The sequence below is a fragment of the Mycobacterium sp. NPDC051804 genome, from assembly GCF_044452905.1.
Classification (GTDB): Bacteria; Actinomycetota; Actinomycetes; order Mycobacteriales; family Mycobacteriaceae; genus Mycobacterium.
In genome coordinates, this window is sequence record NZ_JBITCD010000002.1 from 281,836 (window position 1) to 308,253 (window position 26,418).

General features: G+C 66.0%; 27 protein-coding genes and 1 pseudogene. 11 read left to right on the forward strand and 17 right to left on the reverse strand.

Annotated features, from left to right (window positions below):
- The first annotated feature begins 26 nt into the window (after positions 1–26).
- Positions 27–614, forward strand: a complete 588-nt coding sequence (locus ACIA48_RS07070; RefSeq protein ID WP_396729103.1) for a helix-turn-helix domain-containing protein — start codon at positions 27–29, stop codon at positions 612–614.
- Here ACIA48_RS07070 and ACIA48_RS07075 read toward each other — a convergent pair.
- A complete protein-coding gene (locus tag ACIA48_RS07075) occupies positions 582–1,763 on the reverse strand; it encodes a DUF1214 domain-containing protein (RefSeq protein WP_396729105.1) in 1,182 nt (393 codons plus the stop codon). The two genes, ACIA48_RS07070 and ACIA48_RS07075, sit on opposite strands and share 33 nt — an antisense overlap.
- Positions 1,764–1,842: 79 nt before the next feature.
- Here ACIA48_RS07075 and ACIA48_RS07080 point away from each other — a divergent pair, with 79 nt between their 5' ends.
- Positions 1,843–3,084, forward strand: a complete 1,242-nt coding sequence (locus tag ACIA48_RS07080; RefSeq protein WP_396729106.1) for a sulfotransferase family protein — start codon at positions 1,843–1,845, stop codon at positions 3,082–3,084.
- Here the strand turns inward: ACIA48_RS07080 and ACIA48_RS07085 are convergent.
- On the reverse strand, positions 3,060–4,241 hold the full coding sequence (locus ACIA48_RS07085) for a CaiB/BaiF CoA transferase family protein (protein WP_396730667.1): 1,182 nt from the start codon (positions 4,239–4,241) through the stop codon (positions 3,060–3,062). The two genes, ACIA48_RS07080 and ACIA48_RS07085, sit on opposite strands and share 25 nt — an antisense overlap.
- Before the next feature lie 68 nt (positions 4,242–4,309).
- Between ACIA48_RS07085 and ACIA48_RS07090 the strand changes: the two genes are divergently transcribed.
- From ACIA48_RS07090 to ACIA48_RS07105, 4 genes are read left to right on the forward strand one after another with little or no spacing between them, the layout of a single operon-like run.
- Positions 4,310–5,413 (forward strand): phosphotransferase, encoded by a 1,104-nt coding sequence (locus ACIA48_RS07090; RefSeq protein WP_396729109.1) that lies wholly within the window; start codon positions 4,310–4,312, stop codon positions 5,411–5,413.
- Positions 5,414–5,460: 47 nt separating this feature from the next.
- The gene (locus ACIA48_RS07095) at positions 5,461–6,009 is read left to right on the forward strand and encodes a TetR/AcrR family transcriptional regulator (protein WP_396729111.1); all 549 of its coding nucleotides are present in this window, start codon (positions 5,461–5,463) and stop codon (positions 6,007–6,009) included.
- Between the two features lie 56 nt (positions 6,010–6,065).
- Positions 6,066–7,550: an aldehyde dehydrogenase family protein gene (locus tag ACIA48_RS07100; RefSeq protein WP_396729113.1), complete on the forward strand. Its 1,485-nt coding sequence runs from the start codon at positions 6,066–6,068 to the stop codon at positions 7,548–7,550.
- The gene (locus ACIA48_RS07105) at positions 7,547–7,963 is read left to right on the forward strand and encodes a nuclear transport factor 2 family protein (RefSeq protein ID WP_396729115.1); all 417 of its coding nucleotides are present in this window, start codon (positions 7,547–7,549) and stop codon (positions 7,961–7,963) included. Before ACIA48_RS07100 ends, ACIA48_RS07105 begins: the two co-directional genes overlap by 4 nt.
- Positions 7,964–8,021: 58 nt before the next feature.
- Here ACIA48_RS07105 and rlmN read toward each other — a convergent pair whose 3' ends face one another.
- Positions 8,022–9,146: a 23S rRNA (adenine(2503)-C(2))-methyltransferase RlmN gene (gene rlmN / locus ACIA48_RS07110; protein ID WP_396729117.1), complete on the reverse strand. Its 1,125-nt coding sequence runs from the start codon at positions 9,144–9,146 to the stop codon at positions 8,022–8,024.
- A 69-nt stretch (positions 9,147–9,215) separates the two neighbouring features.
- Between rlmN and ACIA48_RS07115 the strand changes: the two genes are divergently transcribed.
- On the forward strand, positions 9,216–10,175 hold the full coding sequence (locus ACIA48_RS07115; RefSeq protein ID WP_396730669.1) for a DMT family transporter: 960 nt from the start codon (positions 9,216–9,218) through the stop codon (positions 10,173–10,175).
- On the opposite strand, the gene ACIA48_RS07120 is transcribed toward ACIA48_RS07115, so the two are convergent.
- The 4 genes from ACIA48_RS07120 to ACIA48_RS07135 all read right to left on the reverse strand — a co-directional run bounded on the left by ACIA48_RS07120 (position 10,083) and on the right by ACIA48_RS07135 (position 13,084).
- Entirely contained in the window at positions 10,083–10,952 is an 870-nt protein-coding gene (locus ACIA48_RS07120; protein WP_396729120.1) for a phosphatidate cytidylyltransferase, read from the reverse strand. The genes ACIA48_RS07115 and ACIA48_RS07120 overlap by 93 nt on opposite strands.
- The gene (frr, locus tag ACIA48_RS07125; RefSeq protein WP_396729123.1) at positions 10,952–11,509 is read right to left on the reverse strand and encodes a ribosome recycling factor; all 558 of its coding nucleotides are present in this window, start codon (positions 11,507–11,509) and stop codon (positions 10,952–10,954) included. The genes ACIA48_RS07120 and frr overlap by 1 nt, the downstream gene beginning before the upstream one ends.
- A 44-nt stretch (positions 11,510–11,553) precedes the next feature.
- Positions 11,554–12,321 carry a UMP kinase gene (gene pyrH / locus ACIA48_RS07130; RefSeq protein ID WP_396729126.1) on the reverse strand — a complete coding sequence of 256 codons (768 nt, stop codon included), beginning with the start codon at positions 12,319–12,321 and terminating at the stop codon, positions 11,554–11,556.
- A gap of 85 nt (positions 12,322–12,406) precedes the next feature.
- On the reverse strand, positions 12,407–13,084 hold the full coding sequence (locus tag ACIA48_RS07135; RefSeq protein ID WP_396729129.1) for a class I SAM-dependent methyltransferase: 678 nt from the start codon (positions 13,082–13,084) through the stop codon (positions 12,407–12,409).
- A gap of 36 nt (positions 13,085–13,120) precedes the next feature.
- On the opposite strand from ACIA48_RS07135, the gene ACIA48_RS07140 reads away from it, so the two are divergent.
- Both ACIA48_RS07140 and ACIA48_RS07145 read left to right on the forward strand, forming a co-directional pair.
- Positions 13,121–13,570 (forward strand): MarR family winged helix-turn-helix transcriptional regulator, encoded by a 450-nt coding sequence (locus ACIA48_RS07140; RefSeq protein WP_396729132.1) that lies wholly within the window; start codon positions 13,121–13,123, stop codon positions 13,568–13,570.
- A gap of 5 nt (positions 13,571–13,575) precedes the next feature.
- A complete protein-coding gene (locus tag ACIA48_RS07145) occupies positions 13,576–14,703 on the forward strand; it encodes a glycerate kinase (RefSeq protein WP_396729134.1) in 1,128 nt (375 codons plus the stop codon).
- Positions 14,704–14,705: 2 nt separating this feature from the next.
- Here the strand turns inward: ACIA48_RS07145 and ACIA48_RS07150 are convergent, their stop codons facing one another.
- From ACIA48_RS07150 to rpsB, 4 genes are all read right to left on the reverse strand, one after another.
- Positions 14,706–15,473 carry a class I SAM-dependent methyltransferase gene (locus ACIA48_RS07150; protein WP_396729136.1) on the reverse strand — a complete coding sequence of 256 codons (768 nt, stop codon included), beginning with the start codon at positions 15,471–15,473 and terminating at the stop codon, positions 14,706–14,708.
- Positions 15,470–16,879 (reverse strand): amidase, encoded by a 1,410-nt coding sequence (locus ACIA48_RS07155; RefSeq protein WP_396729139.1) that lies wholly within the window; start codon positions 16,877–16,879, stop codon positions 15,470–15,472. The genes ACIA48_RS07150 and ACIA48_RS07155 overlap by 4 nt, the downstream gene beginning before the upstream one ends.
- An 88-nt stretch (positions 16,880–16,967) precedes the next feature.
- Positions 16,968–17,783: a translation elongation factor Ts gene (tsf, locus tag ACIA48_RS07160; protein WP_396729141.1), complete on the reverse strand. Its 816-nt coding sequence runs from the start codon at positions 17,781–17,783 to the stop codon at positions 16,968–16,970.
- 12 nt (positions 17,784–17,795) lie between these two features.
- Positions 17,796–18,632, reverse strand: coding sequence for a 30S ribosomal protein S2 (rpsB, locus tag ACIA48_RS07165; RefSeq protein WP_163726086.1), 837 nt, complete (start codon positions 18,630–18,632; stop codon positions 17,796–17,798).
- A 318-nt stretch (positions 18,633–18,950) separates the two neighbouring features.
- On the opposite strand from rpsB, the pseudogene ACIA48_RS07170 reads away from it, so the two are divergent.
- Positions 18,951–19,394 (forward strand): annotated as a pseudogene (locus tag ACIA48_RS07170) (peptidoglycan DD-metalloendopeptidase family protein); the annotation flags it as partial.
- A gap of 11 nt (positions 19,395–19,405) precedes the next feature.
- Here ACIA48_RS07170 and ACIA48_RS07175 read toward each other — a convergent pair.
- The 6 genes from ACIA48_RS07175 to ACIA48_RS07200 all read right to left on the reverse strand — a co-directional run bounded on the left by ACIA48_RS07175 (position 19,406) and on the right by ACIA48_RS07200 (position 25,475).
- Positions 19,406–20,308, reverse strand: a complete 903-nt coding sequence (locus ACIA48_RS07175) for a tyrosine recombinase XerC (RefSeq protein WP_396729144.1) — start codon at positions 20,306–20,308, stop codon at positions 19,406–19,408.
- Positions 20,309–20,341: 33 nt separating this feature from the next.
- Positions 20,342–21,502 carry an alpha-hydroxy-acid oxidizing protein gene (locus ACIA48_RS07180; RefSeq protein WP_396729146.1) on the reverse strand — a complete coding sequence of 387 codons (1,161 nt, stop codon included), beginning with the start codon at positions 21,500–21,502 and terminating at the stop codon, positions 20,342–20,344.
- Between the two features lie 24 nt (positions 21,503–21,526).
- Positions 21,527–22,378, reverse strand: a complete 852-nt coding sequence (locus ACIA48_RS07185; protein WP_396729148.1) for a siderophore-interacting protein — start codon at positions 22,376–22,378, stop codon at positions 21,527–21,529.
- A 66-nt stretch (positions 22,379–22,444) separates the two neighbouring features.
- Entirely contained in the window at positions 22,445–23,587 is a 1,143-nt protein-coding gene (dprA, locus tag ACIA48_RS07190) for a DNA-processing protein DprA (RefSeq protein WP_396729150.1), read from the reverse strand.
- Positions 23,584–25,095: a YifB family Mg chelatase-like AAA ATPase gene (locus ACIA48_RS07195; RefSeq protein WP_396729152.1), complete on the reverse strand. Its 1,512-nt coding sequence runs from the start codon at positions 25,093–25,095 to the stop codon at positions 23,584–23,586. Before ACIA48_RS07195 ends, dprA begins: the two co-directional genes overlap by 4 nt.
- On the reverse strand, positions 25,095–25,475 hold the full coding sequence (locus ACIA48_RS07200) for a YraN family protein (RefSeq protein ID WP_396729155.1): 381 nt from the start codon (positions 25,473–25,475) through the stop codon (positions 25,095–25,097). The genes ACIA48_RS07195 and ACIA48_RS07200 overlap by 1 nt, the downstream gene beginning before the upstream one ends.
- A gap of 123 nt (positions 25,476–25,598) precedes the next feature.
- Here ACIA48_RS07200 and ACIA48_RS07205 point away from each other — a divergent pair, with 123 nt between their 5' ends.
- A complete protein-coding gene (locus ACIA48_RS07205; protein WP_396729158.1) occupies positions 25,599–26,417 on the forward strand; it encodes a DUF1206 domain-containing protein in 819 nt (272 codons plus the stop codon).
- Position 26,418 lies beyond the last annotated feature (1 nt).

The window sequence follows — 26,418 nt, forward strand, 5'->3', positions numbered from 1 at the left end:
GTTGTGCCGCGCAGCCCGGAGCCCACATGGGGCGTAAAGGCTGGGCGGGTGCGCCGCCCGCCGATGACCGAGAGGCCCGTAAACGGATCCTCGACGCGGCGCTCGCGAGCATCGAACGCCGCGGCCCGCAGCGCACCACGGTGTCCGACATCGCGACCGACCTCGGAGTCACCCGGCCCACCGTCTATCGCCACTTCGCCTCGACCGAGGAGTTGCTCGCGGCCGCGGCCGAGGTGGCCTTGGATGGCTGGACGGCAAGGATCGGTGAGCTCACCGCAGGCTTCGACGACGCGACGGATCTGCTCGTCGAAGCGGTCGCCTATCTGATCGAGCGCCTCCCCGAGGAGCCACTGTTGGCTCTGCTGTTGGAGACGGACCGGATGCGGCTGATCAGTCGTCAGATGGTGATGCCCGCGGCCATCAAGCGCTCGAGGGCCATGCTCGAGCACACCCACATCGATTGGGCAGCAATGGGTTTCAAGGGCGCACGGATGAACGATCTCGTGGAGTTCCTGCTGCGGATGATTCAGTCGATGGTCGTCGCGCCGACACCGCGCAGCGGTGCGAAGCTGCGCAGGTACCTACGACAGTGGATCGGCCCGATCGTCGGCTGATCGGACGACCGCGCGCGGCGCCTCGTCCACAGGCACGACCGCGGTCGTCGGATGCTCGGGCAGGTCGTCGGAGTGGAACCAGCGGAACGACAGCAGCCCTTCGGCGTGATCCTTCGTCGAGATCGCATTCGGATGGTCGAGAAGTTCACGGCTGATGACGATCGTCGTGGTTCCGTCCGCATTGGGAACGGCCGTACCGGAATTGATCCCCGCACGGCCGTATTCGACGTCCAGTGCCGCCATGTACTGATTCCACAGCGTGAGGTTCCAGAACCTGCATTTCGGCTGCCGGGTGGTGATGACAAGCGCCTCACCGGGCTGCAGAGAGAAGCCGCCGAGGCAATAGCAGGCGTCCTGCATCGAGTACCCGAACGTCGCTCCCCCTGCCCGATACGGCGGCGCCAGCGTGTTGGTCGTCAACGACTGACCGTCGGGCAAGGCCTCGGGCTGACGCTCGACGAGGATGAGCGGAATCAGCGCGTACATGTCCTGCGCGGAACGCAGCGTGGCCCGCAATGACTTCGCCACGGCCGCATCGGTCTTCGCCGGAACCACCGGTAGTCCGGCATGGTCGATGACCTCGACGGTCCAGTCGACGCGCCTGCCCGTTTCCGGATGTTCGTGGTAGTCGCGGGTGAGTATGCCGCGGGCGTCGTCGGACAACTCGATGAACGGTCCACTGTATCCGCTCGGACGCTGCGGACCGAGCACGCAGGAGAAGCGACCGTCGCCGTCGAGGCCCATGTCGGTGTCGTAGAGAAGTCCGACAGTCCGATTGGGCCAGGCGCCCGGATCGGGTTCGTTGTACACCGTGATCGAGTACATCGCACTGTCATTGGGTGAGCCGCTGACCCGGTATGTCCGGCGCGGATCGACGACGGCGTAGCTGTAGTAGCAGTCGGTGTTGTCCCCGCCCCAGCGCCGGTCGGGGCGGAACGGTGTGAGGAGATCGACGAAGCGAGGGGCGACGGTATCGGCGAAGAAGTTCATGTCGAGCGACAGCGCCAGCATGGTCGCCAGGTTCTGATAGCCCTCCGCCGTGGCCACCGCCCCGCGAACCGCCTTGGGGCCCTCCGAGAAGAGTTTGTCGAACTCCGAGAATGCCGAAAGCAATTCACGCCACGCGGCCGCACTCTCCGGAAAAGACATAGCCGGCATCATAGGTTGCGCTGAACTTACAGCACAACACTCCTTGTAAAATCTGTAACGCAGCGGTACCGTCCGGGCTGTGCCCGCCGCCGACGCCGTTCACATCACCGACCTCGCTCGCCCCACCTTCACGCCCGACGCCCAGGCGATCATCGACGGCATGGCCGCCATGGCCCAATACTGCCCGCTCACCGCGGACGCGCTGCACGAGCAGGCGTCCGCGCAAACGGGCCTGACCGACTTCGGCGAGCAGGACTACCGCGAGCGAATGTCGGTGCTGCTGCAGGCATTCGACGAGCTACCCGAGTTGACCGACTTCGGGCGGACCTATGCCTTCTCGCTGATGTTGACGTTCCTCAAAGGGCGGCTTCGAGTCATCGACCACCTGAACAGGAATCCCGGGATCTTCGACATCGACGTCGCGGCTCCGATGGTCATCGCGGGCCTGCCCCGCACCGGCACCACCCACCTGCACAGCCTGCTCGCCGCTGACCCCGCACTGCGGTCACTACCGTACTGGGAGGCTCAGGAACCGCTGCCCGCCCCCGGCGAGGAGGGCACGATCGAACCGCGCAGGCAGCGCACCGGCGACGCGCTCAACATCTCGAACACGCTCATGCCGTACTTCCAGTTGATGCACGAGATGACCATCGACCACATCCACGAGGACATCGGCCTGATGGTGCAGGACTTCGCGAGCGGCTTCTTCACGACGCTCACCCACCTGCCGCGATGGTCGGATTACCTTCGCGACAACGATCAGACGCCGGGGTACCAGTTCCTCCGCATGATGCTGCAGGTGCTCACCCACGAGGACGGCTACAGCAGGCGCTGGATCCTCAAGAGCCCGCAACACCTCGAGCAGTTCGTCCCGCTGCTCAACGTCTTTCCCGACGCCACGTTCATCATCACCCACCGTGACCCCGTCGACGTCTCCGTCTCGATGGCCACGATGATGACCTACACGATGCGGATGAGCGTCGACCAGGTCGACGTGCACACTGTCGCCGAATACTGGATCACCCGCATCGAAGAGATGCTGTCGGCGTGCATGCGCGACCACCATCTGCTGCCGCCCGACCGCACCATCGACGTCCGGTTCGACGAGTTCATGGCCGACGATCTGGCCATGGCGCAACGGGTTTGGGACACGGCCGGGTATAGGCCGAGCGACGAGTCGCGCAAGGCCGTTTCCGAATACATGGCCGGCCACGCCCGGGGCCGTCTTGGCAACGTCGAGTACCACCCCGAGGATCTCGGCCTCGACAAGGACGACCTCCGCCGGCGCTTCGCGCCCTACGTCGAACGTTTCGTGAGCTGATGCTCCGCTAGCTCGGTGAGAATCTCGTCGGTGTGTTGCCCGAGTTCAGGTGCCGGCGAGCGCGGTTCCCACGGGGTGCCGTGAAAGTCCGCGGGTGAGGCGACCATCGATATGCCACCCTCGCCGTCGGGCACGTTCACGATGCCGCCCGACGCGTAGAACTGCTCGTCACCCATCACGTCCTCGAGCGAGTTGATCGGCGACCAGAAGAAATCCGGTTCGCCGGCAAAGATCTCCGCCCACTCGTCGAGCGGTTTGGTCGCAAAGATCTCGTCGAGCTCGGCGATCAGCTCCCGTGAGTTGACGGCGCGGTTCAGTGGTGTGTCGTAGCGGGGATCGGTGAGCCAGTCGGTCCGACCGACGGCACGGCAGAGCGGCGGCCAGTGCCGGCCCGCTTGCAGACCCACGATCCAGAAGCGTCGTCCGTCACCGGCCGCATAGTTGTTCATGCACGGGTTGCCCATCGATTCACGCTGGCCGATCGCGATGGGATTGCCCGTCATCAGGAACGTGTTGAGGTCGAAGCTGACGGTGTAGGCGCCCTGCCGATACAGCGACGTGCTGACCATCTGCCCCTTGCCGGTGCGTCCGCGCGACACGAGCGCCGCGCACACCGCCGCGGCCAGGGTCATACCGGCACCATGGTCGCCCATTCCGCCGCGCTGAAACGGCGGGGTTTCACCGGGCCGCGTCAGCAGGTGCGCCAGGCCCGATCTGGCCCAGAAGGCGGCGACGTCGAACGCGGCACGGTCGGCATCGGGACCGCTCTCGCCGTAGCCCGTGATCAGTCCGTACACCAGCGCCGGGTTCGCCGCGGCCACGGCCTCGAAGTCCAGTCCGACCCGTGCCAGCGCGGCCGGCCTCACGTTGGTCAGGAAAACGTCGGCGCCGCTTAACAACTCACGCGCGTTCTTGCGTCCCTCGTCGGTTGTCACGTCGAGCACGATGCTGCGCTTTCCGCGGTTGTCCATCTCGAAGGGCGGACTCGAGCCGTCCTCGACGCCCAGCATCCGGCCGAACAGCCGTGCCGGATCGCCGTCCGGCGGCTCGATCTTGACGACATCGGCGCCCCAGTCCGCCAGAATTCCGCCGGCTGCGGGCCCCGCAACCCACACACCGAGTTCGACGACTCTGACGCCCGCCAACGGTCCGGCCATCGCATTCCTCTCCATTACAACTTTTCCTCGCACCTTTACAAATCACGTCAACTTTGTAAACTAACGAGGTGAATTCAGTCGCGCCGGTCGTCGGCCTCGCATCGCATCTCGGGCGCGGTGTACAACGTATCGTCACCGACGCCGCCATCGGTCGTGTTCGATCGCTCCCCCGCACGGTAGACGAGCTCAATGCGGCGTACCTGTCCCAATTGATGGGATGCACAGTGACGTCGGTGTCGGTGATCGGCGGCGACGCGGGCACGTCGTCCCGGGCCCGGCTTGAGCTAACCGGTGCAGATGTCCCCGAGTCGGTGTTCGTGAAGATGCCCGCCGAAACGGTCGCGACCCGCATGATGGGTGAGATAGGCGGCCTCGCCGCGACCGAGACGCGGTTCTATCGGGAGCTCTCATCCCAATTGAGCGGCGTGCCCAAGTCCTTCGGATCAGCCTTCGACCCCTTGACCGGCCGCTTCGTGCTGGTGCTCGAGGACCTCGCAGCCGACGATTGCGAGTTTCCTGACACGCTCAATCCGCTCAGCGTCGACCACGCCGCTCAGATCGTCGAACTCCTGGCCCGGCTGCACGGAACGTTCTGGGGCCGGATCCCCGATTGGCTGCACTCCGGCTCCACCGACCGCTCCACGCCGATGGTCGGAACGCTGCTCAAGACCTCGGCAAGGCGGATCGCCGAGCGTACCGACATCGCCGTCGAGCGGGGGCGCTTCATCGACGAGAACTACCGCGCAGTGGCGCGCCTCATCGACACGCCCCCGCACACGGTCATGCACGGTGATGCCCACCCGGGGAACGTCTACTTCCGTCAGGGCGCAGCAGGCCTACTGGACTGGCAGGCGGTCCGACGCGGGCATCCGAGCCGGGAACTGTCTTACACCCTGATCACCAGCTTGACCGCTGACGACCGGCGGGCCAACCAGCGCGACATCCTCGACGAATACCGCAAGGCGCTGGCCGCGGCCGGCGGACCGGACCTCGATCGCGAAGATCTGTGGGAGCGCTACCGGCAGGGTGCGCTGTACGCATATGTGGCCGCACTTGTCACCGCGGGGATGGGTGGCATGCAGGACGAAGGGATCGCGCTGAAGGGATTGAGGCGTGCGGTCGCGGCGCTCGAGGATCTCGACACGGTCGCCGTCCTCGAGAAGTCGCTTTGAGTGACGAACTAAAATCATCGAACCCCCGAACGATTGAGGCATAGAAAGTGAACGATCCACTGCTCGATGCACCCGGAACCGCCGAGGACACCTCGACCCGACATCGAATCCTCGTCGCGACCGCCGAAGTACTCGCCCGCAGTGGACAGACCAAGCTCAGCCTCTCCGAGGTCGCTCTCCAGGCTGGTGTCTCCCGGCCGACGTTGTATCGCTGGTTCGCCTCTAAACAAGAACTCCTCGATGCGTTCGGCGTCCACGAACGCGAGATGTTCGACAACGGGATAAGCAAGGCGACGGCTGGTCTGCGCGGTACCGAGAAACTCGACGCGGCGCTGCGGTTCATCGTCGAATATCAGCACTCCTACTCGGGTGTGCGGCTGGTCGACATCGAACCCGAGGTCGTGATCGGACAGCTGGGACGGATCCTTCCGATCATGCGGGCGCGGCTGGAGAAGCTGTTGACCGGGCCCAACGGAGCGGTCAAGGCGGCCACCGCAATTCGCGTCGCGATCTCGCACTACATCGTTCGCAGCGACGACGACGACCAGTTCCTGGCCCAGCTTCGGCACGCGGCGGGGATCAAACAGCCCGGCTGATTCGTCGCCGTCAACCGGGGGGTGACACTTCCCCTAAAGTTTGTAACGCTGAGCGCATGACCAGCGTGCAGGACGAAACAGGAGTACTGGCCGGCGACGAGCGGATGCTCATCGACGGCGAACTGCAACACACCAGCAGCGGCGCGACGTTCGACGTCATCCACCCTGCCAGCGAAGAGGTGGCCGGACAGGCGACCGACGGGACCGTGGCCGACATGGAACGTGCGGTCGGGGCGGCGCGACGGGCATTCGATGAGACCGACTGGTCGCGCGATCTGGACTTCCGCTATCACTGCCTGAACCAGCTGCACGAGGCGTTCGAACGCAACAAGGAACATCTGCGGCGGGTGTTGATCACCGAGGTCGGCTGTCCGGTGAAGGTGACCGGTTCTCAGATCGAGAGCCCGATCGAAGAGGTCAAGCACTGGGCCGAGCACGGCAAGAACTTCGAGTATCTCGCCGACAACGGCGTCCACGAGACCCCGATGGGGCCGGCGCGGCGCAAGATCCACTACGAACCCGTCGGGGTGGTCGGGGCGATCACTCCGTGGAACGTGCCGTTCTACCTCAACGTCGCCGAGACGGTGCCGGCGCTGATGGCCGGCAACACGGTCGTCCTCAAACCCGCGCAGCTGACACCGTGGTCGGGTAGCGAGTACGGCCGCATCGTGGCCGAGGAGACCGACATTCCCGCGGGGGTGTTCAACGTTGTGGTCTCCAATGCCAATGAGGTGGGCGCGGCGTTGTCCGCTGATCCGAGGGTGGACATGATCACGTTCACCGGGTCCACCGCGACCGGCCGGGCGATCCTGGCCGCGGGTGCGTCGACGGTCAAGAAGACGCTGCTCGAGCTCGGCGGTAAATCCGCCCATATCGTGCTCGACGACGCCGACTTCAACATGGCGCTGCCGATGGCTGCATTGATGGCGTGCGTGATGTCGGGTCAGAGTTGCATTCTTCCCAGCCGGGTCCTGTTGCCGCGCAGTCGTTATGACGAAGGCATCGAGATCATGAAGAACATGATGGAGAACTTCCCGGTCGGTGATCCGTGGGATCCGAACAACATGCAGGGCCCGCAGATCAGCGAGGGGCAGCGGCGGAAGGTGCTCGGGTTGATCAAGTCCGGTATCGACTCGGGCGCCCGGTTGGTTACCGGCGGCGGCATTCCCGAAAAGCTACCCAAGGGCTACTACGTGCAGCCGACGCTGCTGGCCGACGTCGACCCGGATTCGCAAGTGGCGCAGGAGGAGATCTTCGGGCCGGTGCTGTCGGTCATTCCGTACGAGGGCGACGCCGAGGCGATCGCGATCGCCAACAACTCGATCTACGGCCTCTCCGGTGAGGTCAGCGGCGGCGATCTCGACCGCGCGCTCGAGGTGGCCAAGCGGATGCGTACCGGCAATGTCACCATCAACGGCAAGAGCCACTTCGGTATTGGGAGTCCGTTCGGCGGCACCAAACAGAGTGGGTTGGGATACCGCAACGGTGAAGAGGGCTACAAGGAGTACCTGGAGGCGAAGACGATCGGCATGCCCGAATGAGCGATGGGGGCGAAATCGCCCGGTTGCTCTACCGATACGCGCGCGCCGTCGACACCAAGGACTGGGAGCTGTATCGCTCGGTGTTCACCGACGACGCCCACATCGACTACTCGTCGGCGGGCGCGATCGTGGGCAGTCGCGATGAGGTCGTCGACTGGTTCGCAGCGAATTTCGGCGTGATCCCATGGAGCATGCACTACATCACGAACATTGAAAGCGATATCACCGGCGATACCGCGACGGTGCGGGCGATGTTTTACAACCCCATGCAATTGCCGGGCGTGGCTGAGATGAGTTCATGCGGCGGGTACTACCACCACGAGCTCGTGCGGACGTCCGACGGCTGGCGCAGTAGGCAATTGCGCGAGGAGAACGTCTGGTTCGTCGGCGCGCCGGGCGATCCGCGACACTGACACTATCGCTGCGACACGCCGTCAACCACCGCAGACGTTTCAGTCTCGGCGCAGCTGCTCAGCCTTCGGCGGCCAATTGACCGCAGGCGGCAGCGATCTCACGTCCGCGGGTATCACGCACCGTGCAGGAGACGCCCCGCTCCCGCACCCGCCGGACAAATTCGCGCTCAGCGGCTTTGGGACTGGCGTCCCACTCACTGCCCGGCGTCGGGTTCAGGGGAATGAGGTTGACGTGCGCCAGCGGCCCCAGCGCACCCTGTAGCCGCTTACCCAAAAGGTCTGCCCGCCAAGGCTGGTCGTTCACGTCACGGATGAGCGCGTATTCGATCGACACCCGTCGGCCCGTCACATCCGCGTAATACCGTGCCGCGTCGAGCACTTCGGCGACTTTCCAGCGACTGTTCACCGGAACCAGGGTGTCGCGCAGCTCGTCGTCGGGCGCATGCAGCGACAGCGCCAGCGTCACGCCGAGGCGTTCGTCGGCCAGCTTGCGGATCGCCGGCGCCAGCCCGACCGTCGACACGGTGACCGAACGCGCCGAGATACCGAAACCGTCGGGCGGCGGCGCGGTGATGCGGCGCACCGCGGCGAGCACGCGGTTGTAGTTGGCCAACGGCTCGCCCATCCCCATGAACACGATGTTGGACAGTCGGCCGCCACGGGCGGCAGGCGCGATTCCCTCGCCGTCGCGGTCACGTAGTTCGACCGCCGCCGCACGCACCTGCTCCAGGATCTCCGCGGTCGACAGATTGCGCTGCAGCCCGCCCTGGCCCGTCGCGCAGAACGGGCATGCCATCCCGCAGCCGGCCTGCGACGAGATGCACACCGTATTGCGTTGCGGATAGCGCATCAGCACCGATTCGAAGGTCGAGCCGTCGACCGCGCGCCACAGCATCTTGCGCGTCTCGCCCTTGTCGCATTCGATCTCGCGCACAGCGTCGAGCAGCTTCGGGAACAGCGCGTCCCCGATCTGATCTCGCATTGCCGCGGGTAGGTCGGTCATCTGCTGCGGGTCGGCGGTCAGCCGCCCGTAGTAGTGATTGGCCAGCTGTTTGCCCCGGAATGCGGGCAGGCCCAGATCAGCGACCGCGGCGGTGCGCGCGTCGTCGTCGAGGTCAGCGAGGTGACGCGGCGGCATTGCGCGTCGCGGGGCGTCGAAAACGAGAGGTAGGGAGATGGCCATGAGCTGCCACCAGTATCTCATTGGTGACGGCCCGAAATTAATTCGCGAACTCAGACGTTGGCCGCAACTATGGGTCATATGCCCACCAGGACCATGCCGCTCGGCTCGGCGTCGGCTCTGACGTTCTTCTATGCGTTGGGCTATCCCGTTGGTGCGCTTGCTGTTTCGGTGATGTCGCCGATGGCTGTGCTGGTGTTCCGGTTTGGTTTGGCCGCGGCGATTCTCGCCACGTGGGCCAAGTTCGCGCGCGTGAATTGGCCCACAGGTCGGATGCTGGTCCATGTGCTGATCAGCGGCCTGCTTGCCCAAGGCTTGCTGTTCACCTGCCTTTATGTGGCGCTGATGCACGGTGCACCCGCCGTGCTCGGCGCCGTGATCATCTCAATGAACCCGGTGGTGACGGCGGTGCTAGCCACGATGTTCCTCGGCGAAGGCCTCACCAAGACGCGGGTCGTGGCGCTCGTGCTCGGGGTGGTCGCGGTGCTCGCGTCCTGCGCGGGACGGCTGATCGCGGTCGGCGGGGTCGATCCCGCTGTCCTGCTGATCGTCGTCTCGCTGTTCAGCGTCGCCGCTGGAGGCGTCTACCAGCAGAAATTCTGCTCCGACGTGGATTTCCGGGCGACAGCCGCGCTGCAGAACGCCGCCTGCATCCTGCCCGTCGTCGCCTTGGCCGCGGTGATGCCGTGGACGGTGACCGACCCGTGGAAGGCCGCGGGCGCCGTCGCGGCGGTGGTGCTGCTGAATGCGGTGCTGTCCATGACGCTGTACGTCCGCGGCATCAACGAGTACGGCGCGGCCGCGGTGGCGATGCTGTTCGCCGTCATCCCCGCGGTGGCGGGTCTGCTGTCGTGGGTGATGCTCGGCCAGCGCCCCGATGCCGGGATTGCCGTCGGACTTGTGGTCGGCGCGGTGGCCTGTTGGCTCAACGCCAGGAGTTCACGCCAGCAGCGTGAGGACGATCCAGCCCGCGACCGCCGAGGGCAACATCGCGTCGATCCTGTCCATGACTCCCCCGTGGCCGGGCAGTAGTTTGCCCATGTCCTTGATGCCGAGGTCGCGCTTGACCTGAGACTCGACCAGATCGCCGAGCACGCCGGTGATGACGAGCAGCAGACCAAGCGGAATCCCGACCCACCACGCTTTGTCGAGCAGGAAGACGACCGCCAGGACGGATCCGGCGATCCCGAATACCAGCGAGCCGCCCAGGCCCTCCCACGATTTCTTCGGGCTGATCGCGGGCGCCATCAGATGCTTGCCGAACAGCACGCCCGCCACGTAGCCGCCGATGTCGGCGAACACGACGGTCAGGATCACCACGAATGTCCTGATGCCGCCGTCTTCCTGGAATATCAGCAGCGCACTGAAACTCGCGAACAACGGCACCCACGTCGCCAGCAGGATCGTCGCCGACATGTCGCGCAGATAGTTTTCCGGCTGCTCATTGAGCCCGCGCCCGACGAGACGCCACACCATGCAGACCACGATCGTTCCGGCGTATGCACCCAGCAGCCCGGCCGGACCAAGCCATGTCAGCCAGATCATCGCCTGGCCACCCACCAACAGCGGGATCACCGGCAGCGAATAACCGGCCTCCCCCAGTCTGCGAATGACCTCGTGCATGCCGATCGGGATCGCCACCGCCAGCACCGGCAGCCACCCGATGGGCGCGAACAACAGGACGCCGATCGCGATCGCGCCGAGGCAAACTCCGACCCCGATGGCAGCGGGTAGGTTACGACCGGCCCGGGACTTCTTGGGCTCTTCGACCGGCGTATCTGTCACGGGAGTTGTGTGCTGATCGGTCACTAGACCTCCAGCAACTCGCCTTCTTTGTGCTTGACCAGCTCGTCGATCTGGTTCGTGTAGGTGTGGGTGACCTTGTCGAGGTCTTTCTCGGCGCGGCTCACCTCGTCCTCGCCTGCCTCACCGTCCTTCTTGATGCGGTGCAGCTCCTCCATGGCCTTACGACGGATGTTGCGCACCGAGACCCGGGCGTCCTCACCTTTGGCCTTTGCCTGCTTGACGAGGTCGCGACGACGCTCCTCGGTGAGCTGCGGGATGGAGACCCGGATGACGTTGCCGTCGTTCGACGGATTCACGCCGAGGTCCGAGTTGCGAATCGCATCCTCGATGTTGCGCAGCTGGTTGGCCTCGTACGGCTTGATCACGACGAGGCGCGGCTCGGGGACGTTGATGCTCGACAACTGCGTGATGGGCGTCGGTGAGCCGTAGTAGTCCATGTTGACGCGGGAAAACATGCCGGGATTGGCGCGTCCGGTCCGGATCGACGACAGGTCGTCGCGCGCCACCGCCACCGCCTTCTCCATCTTCTCTTCGGCGTCGAAGAGGGTTTCGTCGATCACGTTGCTCTCCTCATGACGTGCTCCTCGCGGAGCCCGTCCACTGTTTAGGTGGTGACCAGTGTTCCGATCTTCTCACCTGCGACGGCACGCGCGATATTGCCGTCGGTGAGCAGGTTGAACACCAGGATCGGCATGCCATTGTCCATGCACAGGCTAAATGCGGTCGCGTCGGCGACCGCCAGGCCACGATCGATGACCTCGCGGTGGCTGATCGCGGTAAGCAACTCGGCCTCGGGGTGCACCCGCGGGTCGGCGGTGTAGACCCCATCGACGGCTTTGGCCATCAACACCACCTCGGCCCCGATCTCCAGGGCGCGCTGCGCGGCTGTCGTATCCGTCGAGAAGTAGGGCAGCCCGATACCGGCGCCGAAGATGACCACGCGGCCCTTTTCCAGATGCCGTTGAGCGCGAAGCGGGATGTACGGCTCGGCGACCTGCCCCATGGTGATCGCGGTCTGCACGCGGGTCTGAATGCCCTGCTTTTCCAGGAAATCCTGCAGCGCAAGGCTGTTCATCACAGTGCCGAGCATGCCCATGTAGTCGCTGCGGGTTCGCTCCATGCCGCGCTGCTGCAACTGCGCACCGCGGAAGAAGTTGCCGCCGCCGATGACGACGGCAACCTGCACACCGCTGCGAACGACTTCGGCGATCTGCAGTGCCACCTGCTGGACCACGTCGGGGTCCAGACCCACTTGGCCTCCACCGAACATTTCGCCGCCGAGCTTGAGCAGGACGCGCCGGTACACCGGCCGCAGCGGCGTAGCGCCGGAGGAAACAGGATCGGCACCGTTGGGGCTGGCTGGCTCTGCCATCCGACTCCTTCGGGTCCTCGCTGAGATTCCCCTAATCCTGCCTCATGGCGGCTCCCAGACCCAGAAGCGGGGTCGCGCGTCGCGGTTAGCCCGGCAAATGTGCGGTCAGCAGGAAGGCGGGTACCGAACGGCGTCCCTTCGGCTCTTCTCGCACGTCGGTGACCGGAAAGAACTCCTCGAAGCCCTCCGGGAAGACGCCGTGAATACGCGCCGGCCGAATCTCGTCGATGGTCCAGTACTTCGACACGACGTCGCGCAGTTCACCCTCGGTGACAGGGTTGGCCGGACCGTCGGGCATGCCGGCCTTGTCGAACACGAGCACGAAGTACGACGCGCCGGGCGCCGCGGCCCGGACGATGGACCGCTGGTAGCCCTCGCGCAGCTCAACCGGCATCGAGTGGAACAACGTCGAGTCGACGATCGTGGAGAACCGGCCGTCGTAACCGCCGAAATCGCTGATGTCGGCGACCGCAAAGCTGGCGCTGGTCAGCCCCCGCGCGGCGGCCTCCGCAGTGGCCAGGTCGATGGCGGTGGGCGATTGATCCAGCCCGACGGTGGTGAACCCGCGTTCGGCGAGATACAGCGAGATGGCGGCCTCGCCACAGCCCGCGTCAAGCACCTCACCACGGAATTTGCCCTGCTCGATCAGCGCCGCGAGCTCAGGCTGCGGTTCTCCGATGCTCCACGGCGGCTTCACTCCGGCCATCTCGGGCGCCTCGCCCCGGTATGCGGATTCGAACATTTCATTCGTGGGTTGAGTCATGAATCCGGTATATCAATCTGGTTGATATGTGTCAAGATGCTTGATATGGAGGACATCCTTGAGGATCAGCCGCTGGGATATCTGCTGTCCCGGGTGGCGAACGCGCTGCGCGCGGAGGTCACCGCGGCCGTGCTGGATCCGATGGGACTCGCCTTCCCGCAATACATCTGCCTGCGGATCCTGTCGAAGTACCCAGACCGCACCAATGCGGATCTCGCCCGCTACACCGGCGTCACCCCGCAGGCCATGAACATGGTGCTGCGTCGTCTCGAGGACCGCGGTCTGGTCACCCGGCCGGCGAGTGTGTCATCGGGTCGGTCGCTGCCCGCCCGGCTGACACGCGAGGGCGAAGAGCTGCTCAAGCGAACCGATTCGGGAGTACGTTCCGCCGAGCGCAAGTTGATGGCGGGATTGACCGCCGAACAGCGCCACGAATTCAAACGCGTTCTCATAGCGCTCGGCACGGACGAGGTTCTGCGAGACTAGGCCGGATGAGGATCGTTCTCGCGCCGGATTCGTTCAAGGAGTCGATGAGCGCGACCGAAGCGGTCGCCGCGATGCGTGCGGGCATCCTCGAGGTGATACCCGATGCCGAGTGCGTCGGCGTTCCCATGGCCGACGGTGGCGAAGGAACGGTCGACGCCGTCGTCGACGCGTTGCACGGCGTGCACATCGAGGCGCAGGTGTACGGTCCGCTGGGCGCGACGATCAGCGCGCGTTACGGCTACATCCCGCTCCGCCAGCTGGCGGTCATCGAGATGGCAGCCGCCTCAGGCCTGGAGCTCATTCCGCCAGACCAGCGAGACGTGCTGCACGCCAGCACCTTCGGCGTCGGTCAGCTCATCACGTCCGCACTGGACCGGGGTGCCGAGGAGATCCTGATCGGACTGGGCGGATCGGCCACCAACGACGGCGGCACCGGCATGCTCACCGCGCTCGGCGCGTCATTCGTCGACGCCGAGGGCGCCGCGCTCGAACCTGGCGGCGCCGCGCTCAGTCGGCTCGATCGCATCGACCTGTCCGGTCTGGACCCGCGGCTGCGCGACGTCCGCATCCACGTTGCCACCGACGTCACCGCGCCACTGCTGGGCCCCACCGGCGCGTCCGCGGTGTTCGGACCTCAGAAGGGCGCCACACCCGCCGATGTCCAGGCTCTGGAATCGGCTCTGACACAACTGGCGACCGTCACGTCCGCAACGCTCGGTAAGGCCAGCCCGCAACGGCCCGGAAACGGCGCGGCCGGCGGTCTGGGTTTCGCGCTCGTCGAGTTCCTCGGCGCGGAAAGCAAACCCGGCGTCGACGAGGTCGCCGTGACCGTCGGCCTCGAAAAGGCCGTGCGTGGCGCCGATTGGGTGTTCACCGGGGAAGGCAGCGTGGACGCCCAAACCGTCATGGGTAAAACACCTTTCGGTGTGACGATGGTCGCGAAGCGGGCCGGTGCGCGGGTGGTCATCTTCGCGGGCCGAGTGGCGCCGGATGCCTCGGTACTACTGGAGCACGGGGTCGAACGACTCGTCGCGATCACCGCGGAGGGAACGCCCATCGAGCAGGCCCTGCGTGAGGGTGCCGAATCACTCACGCGCGCAACAGCAGAGGTCTGCCGTCAGATCAAGGGCTGAAGTCAGAGAGCGCGGCGGCCGATCCCGGCCATCATCAGCGGTGTGCTCAGCCGCAGATCCTCATTGAAGCGAGCGGATGCCGCCTCGGCCTGCTCGGCGGTGATCAAACCGGCGTCAACCACGCTTCCGCGCAGACTCTCGAAGGTCAGCCGGAAGAAATCGAAACCCGTTGAGCTGGAGTCGATGACGCGAACACGGCCCTCGCCGCACACCTCGGTGAGCCCGGCATCGGCGAGGTCGCTGACGACCTGGCCGCCGTAGTCGCGCTCGAAACCGGCCTGGGTCATGAAGTCCAGGAGCGATTCGGTGACCTGGGCGAATCCGCCGTCGCCGTCGTCGAACCGGAAGGCGCTCCAGTCGTAGTCCTCGATCACCATCCAGCCGCCGGGACGCAGTGTGCGCGCCAACCGGCCGAGGATCTCCACGCGATCGGTGAGATGTTCGAGGACCAGCCGCGAATGGACCAGATCGAATTCACCCTGGGGCAGTTCACCCTCGCGAATATCAATGCAGCGCACCGCAATCGAGTCACACGCCAGATGGTCGACGAACCGGGTGTCGATGTCGACGGCGGTGACGTGGGCGCCACGTCCGGCCATCCACTCGACAAGCGATCCCCCGCCGGCGCCGATCTCAAGGCACTTCCAGCCCGGGCCGATGCCGAGGCCGTCGATGAGCGCCTGGCTGCCTGGATCCCACAAAGCCTCCATGCCGGACAGCCGTTCACGCTCCTGAGCAAAGCCCTGGTCGAGGACGTAGTCGCGAGTCATGACTGGATTCTCGCCCATGGATGAGCCTCTTCGAGTTCATATGCCAACTCCAACAACAGTCGATCGGCCCCGGGTGCCGCGGAGAACATCATGCCGATCGGTACCCCTGAAGCGGTTTCGGTCAGCGGCAGCGAGATCGCCGGATCACCCGTCGCGTTCTGCAGCGGCGTGAAAGCGAGCCAGTCCGTGAGCCTTTCGATGATCTGCTCGTATCCCCCTCGGGCGTCGAAGTGCCCGATCGGTGGAGGCGGATCCGGCAGTGTGGGCGTCAGCACGACGTCGTAGCGGCTGAACATCTTGGCGGTCCGGCGGCGGACGGAGGACAGCCGGGCGATGGCAAGCGGAATCCGATGCAGATTGCGGCGGGCATAGCGTTCGAAGCCCAGGGTCTGGTTGTCGAGCTTGGTGCGGTCGAAGCTCTCGCCGAACATCCGGCGGCCGTCGTGCACCAGCGCGAACCCTAGCAGCGCGTAGTACAGCACGAAGTCGTCGGCGAAACTCTCCGAAACCGGCGGCACATCGACATGCTCGACGCGGTGGCCCAATTCCTCCAGCATCGCGGCTGTCTTCAGCGTCAGCTCGCGGACTTCGGGACTGGAGTCGCGGTACAGCGACCGGGTGATGACGGCAACGGTCAATCGCTTGGCGCCGGGTCCCGTGACGTCACCGATCGCGGGCAGCTTGGTGTTGCGCCAAACCCGTTCGGCCTCACGGTAGAAGGCTGCGGTGTCACGCACCGAGCGGGTCAGCACACCGTTGTGCACGACCTTCAACGGCATCTTGCTGACGTCTTTGTCCAACGGCAGTCGGCCGCGGGTGGGCTTGTGACCGACGAGGCCGGTGCACGACGCGGGAATGCGAATGGAACCGCCGCCGTCCATCGCGTGCGCGATGGGCACTGCGCCTGCCGCGACGAAAACCGCTGAGCCGGCCGATGATCCGCCTGAGGTCAGATCGAGATTCCACGGGTTCGGCACCGGTCCGATTCGCTCGTGCTCGGCGGCGGCGCAGAAGCCGAACTCCGACATCTGCGATTTGCCAAGCGGTATCAAACCGGTGGCCAGGTAGAGCTTCGCGAACTCGCCGTCCGCTGGCAGTGGCACCGGGTCCCACGCGTCGGTGCCCTGCATCGTCGGCATGCCGGCAACGGCGACGTTGTCCTTCAGGAACGACGGCACCCCGTCGAAGTAACCGCCATACGGACGCGTCGCCGTGGCACGAGACCGCGCCCGGCCGTACGCCTCATATGCCAGTCCGTTCAACGCTGGGTTGACCGCCTCGGTACGTGCGATCGCCGCGTCGACGAGTTCGGCCGCCGATACTGTGCCGGCTCGCAGCGCGTCAACGAGGCCGACAGCGTCAAGGTCGCCGAGGGCGTCGTCACCGAAGGCATGGATACGTTGCATGCAGCGACGGTACCAAGTCGTACCGCGCGCCGGTCCGGCCATGCAAAAGGCCCCCAGAAACCTGGGGGCCTTTGCGAGTGGTTCGGCGTTACGCCTGGCCGACCTCGAAGCGCACGAATCGCGTGACGGTCACGCCCGCCTCGTCGAGCAGAGCCTTCACGGTCTTCTTGTTGTCGGACACCGACGGCTGATCCAGCAGCACGACGTCCTTGTAGAAGCCAGTCACGCGACCCTCGACGATCTTGGGCAGCGCCTGCTCGGGCTTGCCCTCCTCCTTGGCCGTCTCCTCGGCGATGCGCCGCTCGTTGGCGACGATGTCCTCGGGCACGTCCTCGCGGGTGAGGTACTTCGCCTTCAGCGCGGCGATCTGCAGCGCCACGGCGTGCGCAGCACTCTTGTCGTCACCGGTGTACTCGACCAGCACACCCACACCGGGCGGCAGGTCGGCGGCCCGCTTGTGCAAGTACGTCTCGACGGTGCCGTCGAAGTAGGCGACGCGACGCAGTTCGAGCTTCTCGCCGATCTTCGCGGACAGATCCGCGACGAGCTGCTCGACCGTGGTGTCGCCCACCTTGGCAGCCTTCAGAGCGTCGACATCAGCGGCCTTGGCCGCCGCGGCGGCCGCGACGATCTGGTCGGCCGCGGCCTGGAACTCGGCGTTCTTGGCCACGAAGTCGGTCTCGGAGTTCAGCTCGATCAGCGCGCCGTCCTTCGCGGCCACCAGGCCCTCGGCGGTCGCGCGCTCAGCACGCTTGCCGACGTCCTTGGCGCCCTTGATGCGAAGCAGTTCAACGGCCTTGTCGAAGTCGCCCTCGGATTCGACGAGCGCATTCTTCGAGTCGAGCATGCCGGCACCGGTGAGGTCGCGAAGACGCTTCACATCGGCAGCGGTGTAGTTCGCCATATCAGCCTTTCCCTATGACTCTTGAGGGGTTTCAGTGGTGGGGGCGGCGTCGGCCCCACCGGCATCGGTGGACGCCGTAGCACCGGCGAGCAGCTCCTGCTCCCACTCGGCGAGCGGCTCGGCACCCTCGGCCTGGGCCTCTCCATCACCCTTGCCTGCGCCGGCACGGGCCTGCAGACCCTCGGCGACCGCGGAGGCGACCACCTTGGTCAACAGCGCGGCCGAGCGGATCGCGTCGTCGTTGCCTGGAATCGGGTAGTCGACGAGGTCGGGATCGCAGTTGGTGTCGAGGATCGCGATGATCGGGATGTTCAGCTTGCGAGCCTCCGCGACCGCGAGGTGCTCCTTGTTGGTGTCGACGACCCAGATCGCCGACGGCACCTTCTGCATGTCGCGGATACCGCCGAGGCTGCGCTCGAGCTTGTTCTTCTCGCGGGTCAGCATCAAGATTTCCTTCTTGGTGCGACCTTCGAAGCCACCGGTCTGCTCCATGGCCTCGAGTTCCTTGAGACGCTGCAGACGCTTGTGCACGGTGGAGAAGTTGGTGAGCATGCCGCCCAGCCAGCGCTGGTTCACGTAAGGCATGCCGACGCGGGTCGCCTCTTCGGCGATCGACTCCTGCGCCTGCTTCTTGGTGCCGACGAACATGATGCTGCCGCCATGGGCGACAGTCTCTTTGACGAACTCGTACGCCTTGTCGATGTACGTCAGCGTCTGCTGCAGATCGATGATGTAGATGCCGTTGCGGTCGGTGAAGATGAACCGCTTCATCTTGGGATTCCAGCGACGGGTCTGGTGCCCGAAGTGGGTGCCGCTGTCCAGCAGCTGTTTCATGGTCACTACGGCCATGGTTGTGCCTCACTCATATGTCGGTTGTCGCGCAGCGTCGGGTGACGCCGTGCCCTGGTGCCCGCTGGAGTGCCGAACCCGTTCGAGAACGGGACCGACGGCATCCGGATTGACCTTGGTGGAACCGGGTCATGTGCAGACACGCGAAGTCAGCCCGCGCAAGCGAGCTGCGGAGAAGAGTTTACACGCTGCCCAGGAGTGCTTTTTCCACACAGACGCGCTGGTCCACAGATTACGTTTCACGGCTGGATTGACGGCGGTCCGGTGCGCTGAGCTGGGCATATGCGATGGATCGCGCTGTTCGCGACGGCGATTGCCCTGGCCGCGCCGGCTTCGGCCGATGGTGAGCGGCTGGATTGGCCGCTGCGGCCGCGACCCGCTGTTGTGCGGATATTCGACGCCCCGTCACCGAACTGGCGACCGGGCCATCGCGGTGTCGATCTCACCGGAACCCCTGGTCAGCCCGTGTTCGCGGCGGCCAGCGGGACCGTGGTGTTCGCCGGTGAGCTCGCGGGCAGGCCAGTGGTGTCGATCGCCCACCCCGGCGGATTGCGGACCAGCTATGAGCCGGTCGTCGCATCGGTGCGGGCGGGCCGGCGCGTCGATGCGGGCACGTTGCTCGGCGAACTTCAGGCGGGCCATGCCGGGTGCGCAGCGGCCGCGTGCCTGCACTGGGGCGCGATGTGGGGTCCGGCCTCGCGAGCCGACTATGTGGATCCACTGGGCCTGTTGGTGAGCACGCCGATCCGCCTCAAGCCCGTCCGCTAGCGATTTCACGCGCGGGGGTGAGCCTGGTCGTGCACTGCACGCAGGCGCGCGACCGTGACGTGGGTGTACAGCTGCGTGGTGGCCAGCGTGGAATGGCCAAGCAGCTCCTGCACGACGCGCAGATCCGCACCGCCCTCGAGCAGGTGCGTCGCGGCGCTGTGCCTCAGCCCGTGCGGGCCGATATCAGGTGCGCCGTCGACCGCGGCCATCGTCTGGTGCACGACGGTGCGGGCCTGCCGCGGGTCGAGTCGTCGCCCCCGTGCCCCCAGAAGCAGTGCCGGACCGGAGTCAGCGGTGGCCAGTGCTGGGCGGCCGTCGGACAGCCACGCGGTCAGCGCCGCGACCGCGGGCGCACCGAACGGCACCGTGCGCTGCTTGTTGCCCTTGCCCAGCACGCGCAGCAGTCGCCGCGAGGTGTCGACGTCGTCGATGTCGAGTCCGCACAGCTCGCTGACCCGAATGCCGCTGGCGTACAACAGCTCGACGATCAGCCGGTCGCGCAGCGCAAGCGGATCTCCTTGTTGTGCACCGGATTTCGCCGCCGCCATCGCGTCCAGTGCCTGGTCCTGGCGGAGCACGGCCGGGAGCGTGCGGCGCGCCTTGGGCATCTGTAGACGCGCGGCGGGGTCGCTCGCGATCAATCCGCGGCGCACCGCCCACGCGGTGAACGTCTTGACCGCGGAGGTGCGCCGGGCCAGCGTCGTCCTGGCCGCACCCCCCGCCGCCAGCGACGCGAGCCACGACCGCAGAATTGGCAGCGTCAGGCCGGCGATTCCAGCATCGGGTGCACGTTCGGCGACGAAGTCGAACAGCGACCGCAGGTCACCGAGATACGCGCGGCGGGTGTGGTCGGAGCGAGCGCGCTCCAGCGCGAGGTATTCGTCGAACTCCTCGAGCACCGCATCCACGCCGTCAACCGTCGCAGACAACGACTCCGCGGCTCAGGTGACGCGCCGCAACGCGTCCGGAGTCAATTCCTTCAGCGAGCGGTAGCCGTCGACAGCCATCGTCAGGTCGGCTTCGGCCAGCAGGGATCGCAGCACGTGCACGATGCCGTCTTCCCCGCCGAGGGCGAGGCCGTATGTGTAGGGCCTGCCGATCGCGACGGCCGAGGCTCCCAGCGCGATCGCCTTGACGATGTCGACGCCACTGCGAATGCCCGAGTCGAACAACACGGGCATTCCGTCAGCGGCCTCGACCACGCCGGGCAGACAGTCGATGGCCGGGATCCCTCCGTTGGCCTGACGTCCACCGTGGTTGGAGCAGTAGATGGCGTCGACGCCACCGTCTTTCGCGCGCCGCACGTCGTCGGGATGACAGATGCCCTTGACCAGGATCGGCAACGTGGTCAGCGAGCGCAGCCACGGCAGATCGTCCCACATCAATGGATTCCCGAAGATCGAGATCCACTGCATGATCATCGCCTGCCTGTTCTCCTCTGGCGACTGCGCCAGGCTGTCGAGGAAGACCGGATCGCTGGTGTAGTTGGCCAGGCAGTGGCCACGCAGGAATGGGAAGTTCGACGTCGTGAGGTCGCGCGGCCGCCAGCCGGGAATCCAGGTGTCGAGTGTCACGACGATGCCCTTGAACCCCGCGGCCTCAGCGCGTCGCACGAAGCTGGCGGCGACGTCGCGGTCCTTCGGTGTGTAGAGCTGGAAAAATCCTGGCGTATCGCCCAATTCGGCGGCGACGGCCTCCATCGGATCGGCGGACATCGTCGACGCGATCATCGGAACCTTCGTCCGGGCAGCGGCGCGTGCGGTCGCGAGGTCACCATGTCCGTCCTGCGCGCAAAGGCCGATGACGCCGACGGGCGCGAGCATCGCCGGCGAGGGCAGGTTCAGCCCGAGGAAGTCCACCGACAGATCACGTTCGGCGGCGCCGACGAACATCCGCGGCATCAACCCCCAGTTCTCGAAGGCGGTGACGTTGACGCGCTGGGTCCGTTCGTCGCCAGCGCCGCCCGCGACATATGACCAAATCCCTGGCGGCATCGCCGCCTGCGCCTTCGCCTCTAGCTCCGCGAACGACATCGGGAGCGTCGGCAGAACGCCGGACAGGCCCTGCAGGTAGATCTCGAACTCGTAATCGCTGTACGCCATGCGGCTAGCGTGCCAGGCCCGCCGTTACGAGTTGGTCTGTTCGGCCTTGGCGAGTTCAGCCTTCCACTGCCGGAAGGTCTCTTCGGTACGCCCGCGGCGCCAGTACCCCGAGATCGACGAGGCCCATTTGGCGTCCACTCCCCGTTCCTTGCGGATGTAGGGCCGCAGATTGTGCATCACGGTCTGCGCTTCGCCGTGGATGAACACCTGCACCTGGCCGGGCAACCACGACGCACCCTTCACCGCCTCGATCAGCGGCGCGTGGTCACCGGCGGCCTCTTCGGCAACCAGGTCGGCGCGGCCACCACGGTAGATCCATGTGATGTCCACGCCGGGCGGCGCCTTCAGGTCGACTTCGTCGTCGGGTCCACTCACCTCGATGAAAACCTGGCCGATTGCGTTGTCCGGCAACGCTTCCAATGCCACGCTGATCGCCGGGACGGCAGCCTCATCGCCCGCCAGCAGGTGCCAGTCAGCCGCGGGATCGGGTGCGTACCCGCCGCTTGGCCCCATCAGGTATGCCGGCTGCCCGGGCACTGCCGATGCGGCCCACGGACCAGCCACGCCGTGATCTCCGTGCACGACGAAATCGATGGCGATCTCGCGACGCTCGGCGTCCACTCGGCGGACCGTGTACGTGCGTACCGGCGGCTGCTGCTCAGGGGGCAGAGCCTTGAAACTGTCGAGCGTCAGCGGCTGCTCGAGAGCGGCGACATCGATACCGGCGTGCACGAACACGATCTTCACGTAGGCGTCGGTGGAGTCGTTGGGCGTGAAGGTATCGAAGCCAGCGCCGCCGAGCACGACCCGCGTGAGATGCGGGGTCACCTGCTCAGTACGCACCACTTCGAACGTGTGCACCGGACGTCCTGCCACTGTTCCTCCTGTTGATAGCTCGCCATTTCGAGAATACGAGTGCGCGCAGAGTCCAGGTCGGCTACCTCATCGAGCACGAGAGGCCGAGCGAACGAGCTTCCACCTACCCTCCTTCCGCATCACCAAACCGGAGAGTTCGAGAACCGCCAGCGGACCGAGCACCTGCGTCGGCGGTAAGCCGGCGGCCACCGCGATCTCGTCGACCGTGCGGGCGCCCCGGGCAGGAAGCGCGTCATACACCCGCTTGTCGGTGTCGGTGAAACCATCGAGCTCCGACACCGGGCGCACCTCCTCGGGCGCGAGTTCCCCCATATGGCCGACCAATTCGACGATCTCCTCGACGCGTGTGACCACCCGGGCGCCGTCCCGCAGCAATGCGTGACATCCCACCGACGCCGACGACGTCACCGGTCCGGGAACTGCACAGACCTGGCGGCCCAGCGCCCGCGCCCACGCCGCCGTGTTGGCCGCGCCACTGCGGGCACCGGCCTCGACGACGACGGTCGCGCCGGCGAGAACGGCGACCAATCTGTTGCGCGTCAGAAAGCGGTGCCGCGCGGGCCGCTCGCCGGGCGGATACTCACTGACGACGAGACCGTGCTCGCGGATCTGTCGCAGCATTGCGGCATGCGCGGATGGGTACGGCACATCGATACCTCCCGCGGTTACCGCGACGGTCGTCCCCTCCGCCGCCAGCGCGGCACGGTGAGCCGCACCGTCGATTCCGAATGCCCCACCCGAGACCACCGCCACGTCGCGTACCGCCAAACCCGCCGCGAAGTCCGCGGCGACGAACTCTCCGTACGCCGTCGCGGCTCTCGTGCCCACGATCGCGGCAGCACGATCGGAGACCTCGTCGAGGTACGCCGGCCCCACAGCCCACAGCACCATTGGCTCGTGCGCCTGCGGCCGGTAGCGGACGCCTTCGAACACGTTGAACGCGTTGAACGCCAGCAGCGGCCATTCCGCATCGTCCGCGGTGATCAGCCGTCCACCCATACGGTTCAGAACCTCTAGATCTTCTGCAGCACAGTCGATGTGGCGTCTCGCTTCGACGACCCGGCCGACGGTGCCTTCGGCAGCTCCGCTGCGTACACGGTCGGCGGCCTCCACCGGGCCGACGCGTCTGGCCAAGGCTCGCAGCTCCGGGCACGGCGGCTCCGCGACCCGCGACAAATATGCCCATGCATGTGCGATCTCGTCGGTCATCGCGCGCCCCCGTTCTGCCGAAAACTCAATGCGGTGGTGACGTCCTCCAACGCGGGCGACGTTCGTCCCGCCAAGTCGGAAAGTGTCCAAGCCACCCGCAGAGTGCGATCGGCTCCGCGCATGCTGATCTGCTTCCGATCGAGGGCACCGCTCAGAGGTTTCATCACAGTCGGCGACAGCCGAAATTTCCTGCGGAGCAACGCTCCACTGACTTCGGCATTCGTCCGGATTCCATACGGGCCCCATCGCTCTGCCGCGGCCGCACGCGCTTTCGATACGCGGGAACACACCTCGGCGGTGGACTCGCCCTCCTGCTGGCCGAACGCACCTGCGCGCTCGGAGAGCATCTCGACGACCAGGTCCACCCGATCGAGCAGCGGGCCGGACAGCTTGCCCAGATAGCGCCGCTTGATCTGTCCCGGACAGATGCAGTCTCGCGGATCCGCAGGCGCGCACGGACACGGGTTGGCGGCCAGCACCAATTGGAACCGCGCCGGGTAACGCGCCACGCCGTCGCGACGTGCCAGCCGAATTTCGCCGTCCTCCAGCGGAGTTCGCAATGCTTCCATCACACTGACCCCGATCTCCGCACATTCGTCGAGGAACAGCACACCGCGGTGCGCGCGGCTGACCGCACCGGGCCGGGCCATTCCGCTGCCGCCGCCGACCATCGCCGCCACGCTCGAAGTGTGATGCGGCGCCACGAACGGTGGCTGCGTGATCAACGGCGTACTGCCCGTCAGCAGGCCGGCCACCGAGTGGATCGCCGTCACCTCGAGCGCCTCACTCTCGCTCAATGCCGGCAACAGTCCCGGAAGCCGCTGTGCCAGCATGGTTTTCCCGACGCCCGGCGGGCCCGTCATCATCAGGTGATGCGCACCGGCGGCGGCGACCTCGACCGCGTATCGGGCCTGCGTCTGACCGATGACGTCAGCTAGATCTGCCACAGGTGCCGGAGTTGGATACGGCTTGTCGACGCTGTCCTCGAGCTGCGCCCCACCCTCGACCCAGGCCTTCATTTGGCTGAGTGTCCGCACTCCCTTGACGTCTATACCCTGCACCAGCGCCGCTTCGGGGAGATTCTCAACCGGCACGACGACGAGCGGCCATCCCTCGCGCTTCGCTGCGAGCACCGCGGGCAGTACTCCCTTGACCGGCCGCACGCGGCCGTCGAGCGCCAACTCGCCGAGCAGGACCGTCTTCTCGAGGCGCTCCCACGCCTCCTTGCTCTGTGCCGAAAGCACCGCCATCGCTAGAGCGATGTCATAGACGGAGCCCATTTTCGGCAATGTGGCGGGCGAGAGCGCCAGCGTGAGCCGCGTCTGGGGCCAGTCCTGTTGGCAGTTGGTGATCGCGGCGCGCACCCGGTCCCGCGACTCGTGCAACGCGGCGTCGGGCAGCCCGACCAGGAACACACCGGGTAGCCCCGACGAGATGTCGGCCTCGATCTCCACGAGGTGCCCATCGAGCCCGCAGACTGCTACCGAGAATGCTCGCCCCAGCGCCATCAGCCCACTCCCTGCACGTGGGTGATCTCTGGAATCGGACGCCGCCCGATCCGCACGCCGATGACGTCGATGCGCACCCCGGACCAGCGGACGTCCTGCCCGGCCAGCCACAGCCCGGCCAGCCTCCGCAACCGGCGCAGCTTCTCCGGCGTGACCGCATACTCGACGCCTCCGAACCGGTCACTGGTGCGGGCCTTCACCTCGACAAACACCACGACGCGCGCAGCGTCGTCGGCCGCGATCACATCGAGTTCGCCGTAGCGACACCGCCAGTTGCGCGCGAGCACCCGTAGCCCCAACGACTGCAGATGCTCCACCGCCAGGCGTTCCCCGAATGCGCCGATCTCGGCGCGGGTCCACGAGGTCTTCGAATAGGTCATGGCCATACAGTGCGAGGCGCTCCCGACAGACTGCGACCGACAAACCCCACCTGTCCCCAACCGCCATTCCATCCACAGTCCGAAGAAGTTTCGGCACCGTCAAAAAGTGGGTATTGCGACGACATGGCCAACAAGTCCCTCCACGGCGTGGCTGATCGCGCAACCGACAGCGACGCGTTCGAATACACCGCCCGCGCGGGGTTCATCACCAGTGGCGTGCTGCATCTATTGGTTGCGTACATCATTCTTCGAATCGCATTCGGATCCGGCGGCAATGCAGATCAGTCCGGTGCCCTTGCGACGCTCGCCGGCCAGACCGGCGGCAAGTTGATCCTGTGGGTAGCGGCGATCGGCCTTGTCGCACTAGGGCTATGGCGTATCGCCGAGGCGATCGTCGGATCGAAACCCGGTGAAGGCTCCGGCCCCAACCAGGACGACACACCGGCCTGGAAGCGTGCCAAATCGGTCGGGTTGGCGATCGTCAACTTCGCCATAGCTCTTTCCGCGGCTCGCTTCGCGATGGGAAGCGGCCAGCAGAGCAGTCAGCAGAACACCGGAATGAGCGCGCAGCTGATGCAATCCGGCTGGGGCAAAGTGCTTCTCATCGCGGTCGGGCTCGGGCTCGTCGGTGTCGGCGGCTACCACGTCTACAAGGGCGTGACCAAGAAGTTCTTCAAGGACCTGCGCATCTCGGGCGGCACCTGGACCAAGGGAGTCGGAATCAGCGGGTATGTCGCCAAGGGGCTGGTGCTGGCCGGCGCCGGCCTACTCGTAGTTGTCGCGACGCTGCAAGCCGATCCGTCGAAGGCGGCCGGCCTCGACGCCGCGGTGAAGACTCTCGGCCAGGCGCCCTTCGGCAAGTTCTTGCTGATCCTCGCGGCACTGGGCATCGCCGCGTTCGGCGTCTACAGCTTCGTGCGGGGACGCTTCGGCAGGATGTGAC

Excerpts from the sequence above, each read along its gene's own strand:
- ACIA48_RS07070 (WP_396729103.1), top strand. The coding sequence starts at position 27 with ATGGGGCGTAAAGGCTGGGCGGGTGCGCCGCCCGCCGATGACCGAGAG.
- ACIA48_RS07075 (WP_396729105.1), bottom strand. The coding sequence starts at position 1,763 with ATGTCTTTTCCGGAGAGTGCGGCCGCGTGGCGTGAATTGCTTTCGGCA.
- ACIA48_RS07085 (WP_396730667.1), bottom strand. The coding sequence starts at position 4,241 with ATGGCCGGACCGTTGGCGGGCGTCAGAGTCGTCGAACTCGGTGTGTGG.
- ACIA48_RS07100 (WP_396729113.1), top strand. The coding sequence starts at position 6,066 with ATGACCAGCGTGCAGGACGAAACAGGAGTACTGGCCGGCGACGAGCGG.
- ACIA48_RS07105 (WP_396729115.1), top strand. The coding sequence starts at position 7,547 with ATGAGCGATGGGGGCGAAATCGCCCGGTTGCTCTACCGATACGCGCGC.
- rlmN (WP_396729117.1), bottom strand. The coding sequence starts at position 9,146 with ATGGCCATCTCCCTACCTCTCGTTTTCGACGCCCCGCGACGCGCAATG.
- ACIA48_RS07115 (WP_396730669.1), top strand. The coding sequence starts at position 9,216 with ATGGGTCATATGCCCACCAGGACCATGCCGCTCGGCTCGGCGTCGGCT.
- pyrH (WP_396729126.1), bottom strand. The coding sequence starts at position 12,321 with ATGGCAGAGCCAGCCAGCCCCAACGGTGCCGATCCTGTTTCCTCCGGC.
- ACIA48_RS07135 (WP_396729129.1), bottom strand. The coding sequence starts at position 13,084 with ATGACTCAACCCACGAATGAAATGTTCGAATCCGCATACCGGGGCGAG.
- ACIA48_RS07140 (WP_396729132.1), top strand. The coding sequence starts at position 13,121 with ATGCTTGATATGGAGGACATCCTTGAGGATCAGCCGCTGGGATATCTG.
- ACIA48_RS07145 (WP_396729134.1), top strand. The coding sequence starts at position 13,576 with ATGAGGATCGTTCTCGCGCCGGATTCGTTCAAGGAGTCGATGAGCGCG.
- ACIA48_RS07150 (WP_396729136.1), bottom strand. The coding sequence starts at position 15,473 with ATGACTCGCGACTACGTCCTCGACCAGGGCTTTGCTCAGGAGCGTGAA.
- ACIA48_RS07155 (WP_396729139.1), bottom strand. The coding sequence starts at position 16,879 with ATGCAACGTATCCATGCCTTCGGTGACGACGCCCTCGGCGACCTTGAC.
- tsf (WP_396729141.1), bottom strand. The coding sequence starts at position 17,783 with ATGGCGAACTACACCGCTGCCGATGTGAAGCGTCTTCGCGACCTCACC.
- rpsB (WP_163726086.1), bottom strand. The coding sequence starts at position 18,632 with ATGGCCGTAGTGACCATGAAACAGCTGCTGGACAGCGGCACCCACTTC.
- ACIA48_RS07180 (WP_396729146.1), bottom strand. The coding sequence starts at position 21,502 with ATGGCGTACAGCGATTACGAGTTCGAGATCTACCTGCAGGGCCTGTCC.
- dprA (WP_396729150.1), bottom strand. The coding sequence starts at position 23,587 with ATGACCGACGAGATCGCACATGCATGGGCATATTTGTCGCGGGTCGCG.
- ACIA48_RS07195 (WP_396729152.1), bottom strand. The coding sequence starts at position 25,095 with ATGGCGCTGGGGCGAGCATTCTCGGTAGCAGTCTGCGGGCTCGATGGG.
- ACIA48_RS07200 (WP_396729155.1), bottom strand. The coding sequence starts at position 25,475 with ATGACCTATTCGAAGACCTCGTGGACCCGCGCCGAGATCGGCGCATTC.
- ACIA48_RS07205 (WP_396729158.1), top strand. The coding sequence starts at position 25,599 with ATGGCCAACAAGTCCCTCCACGGCGTGGCTGATCGCGCAACCGACAGC.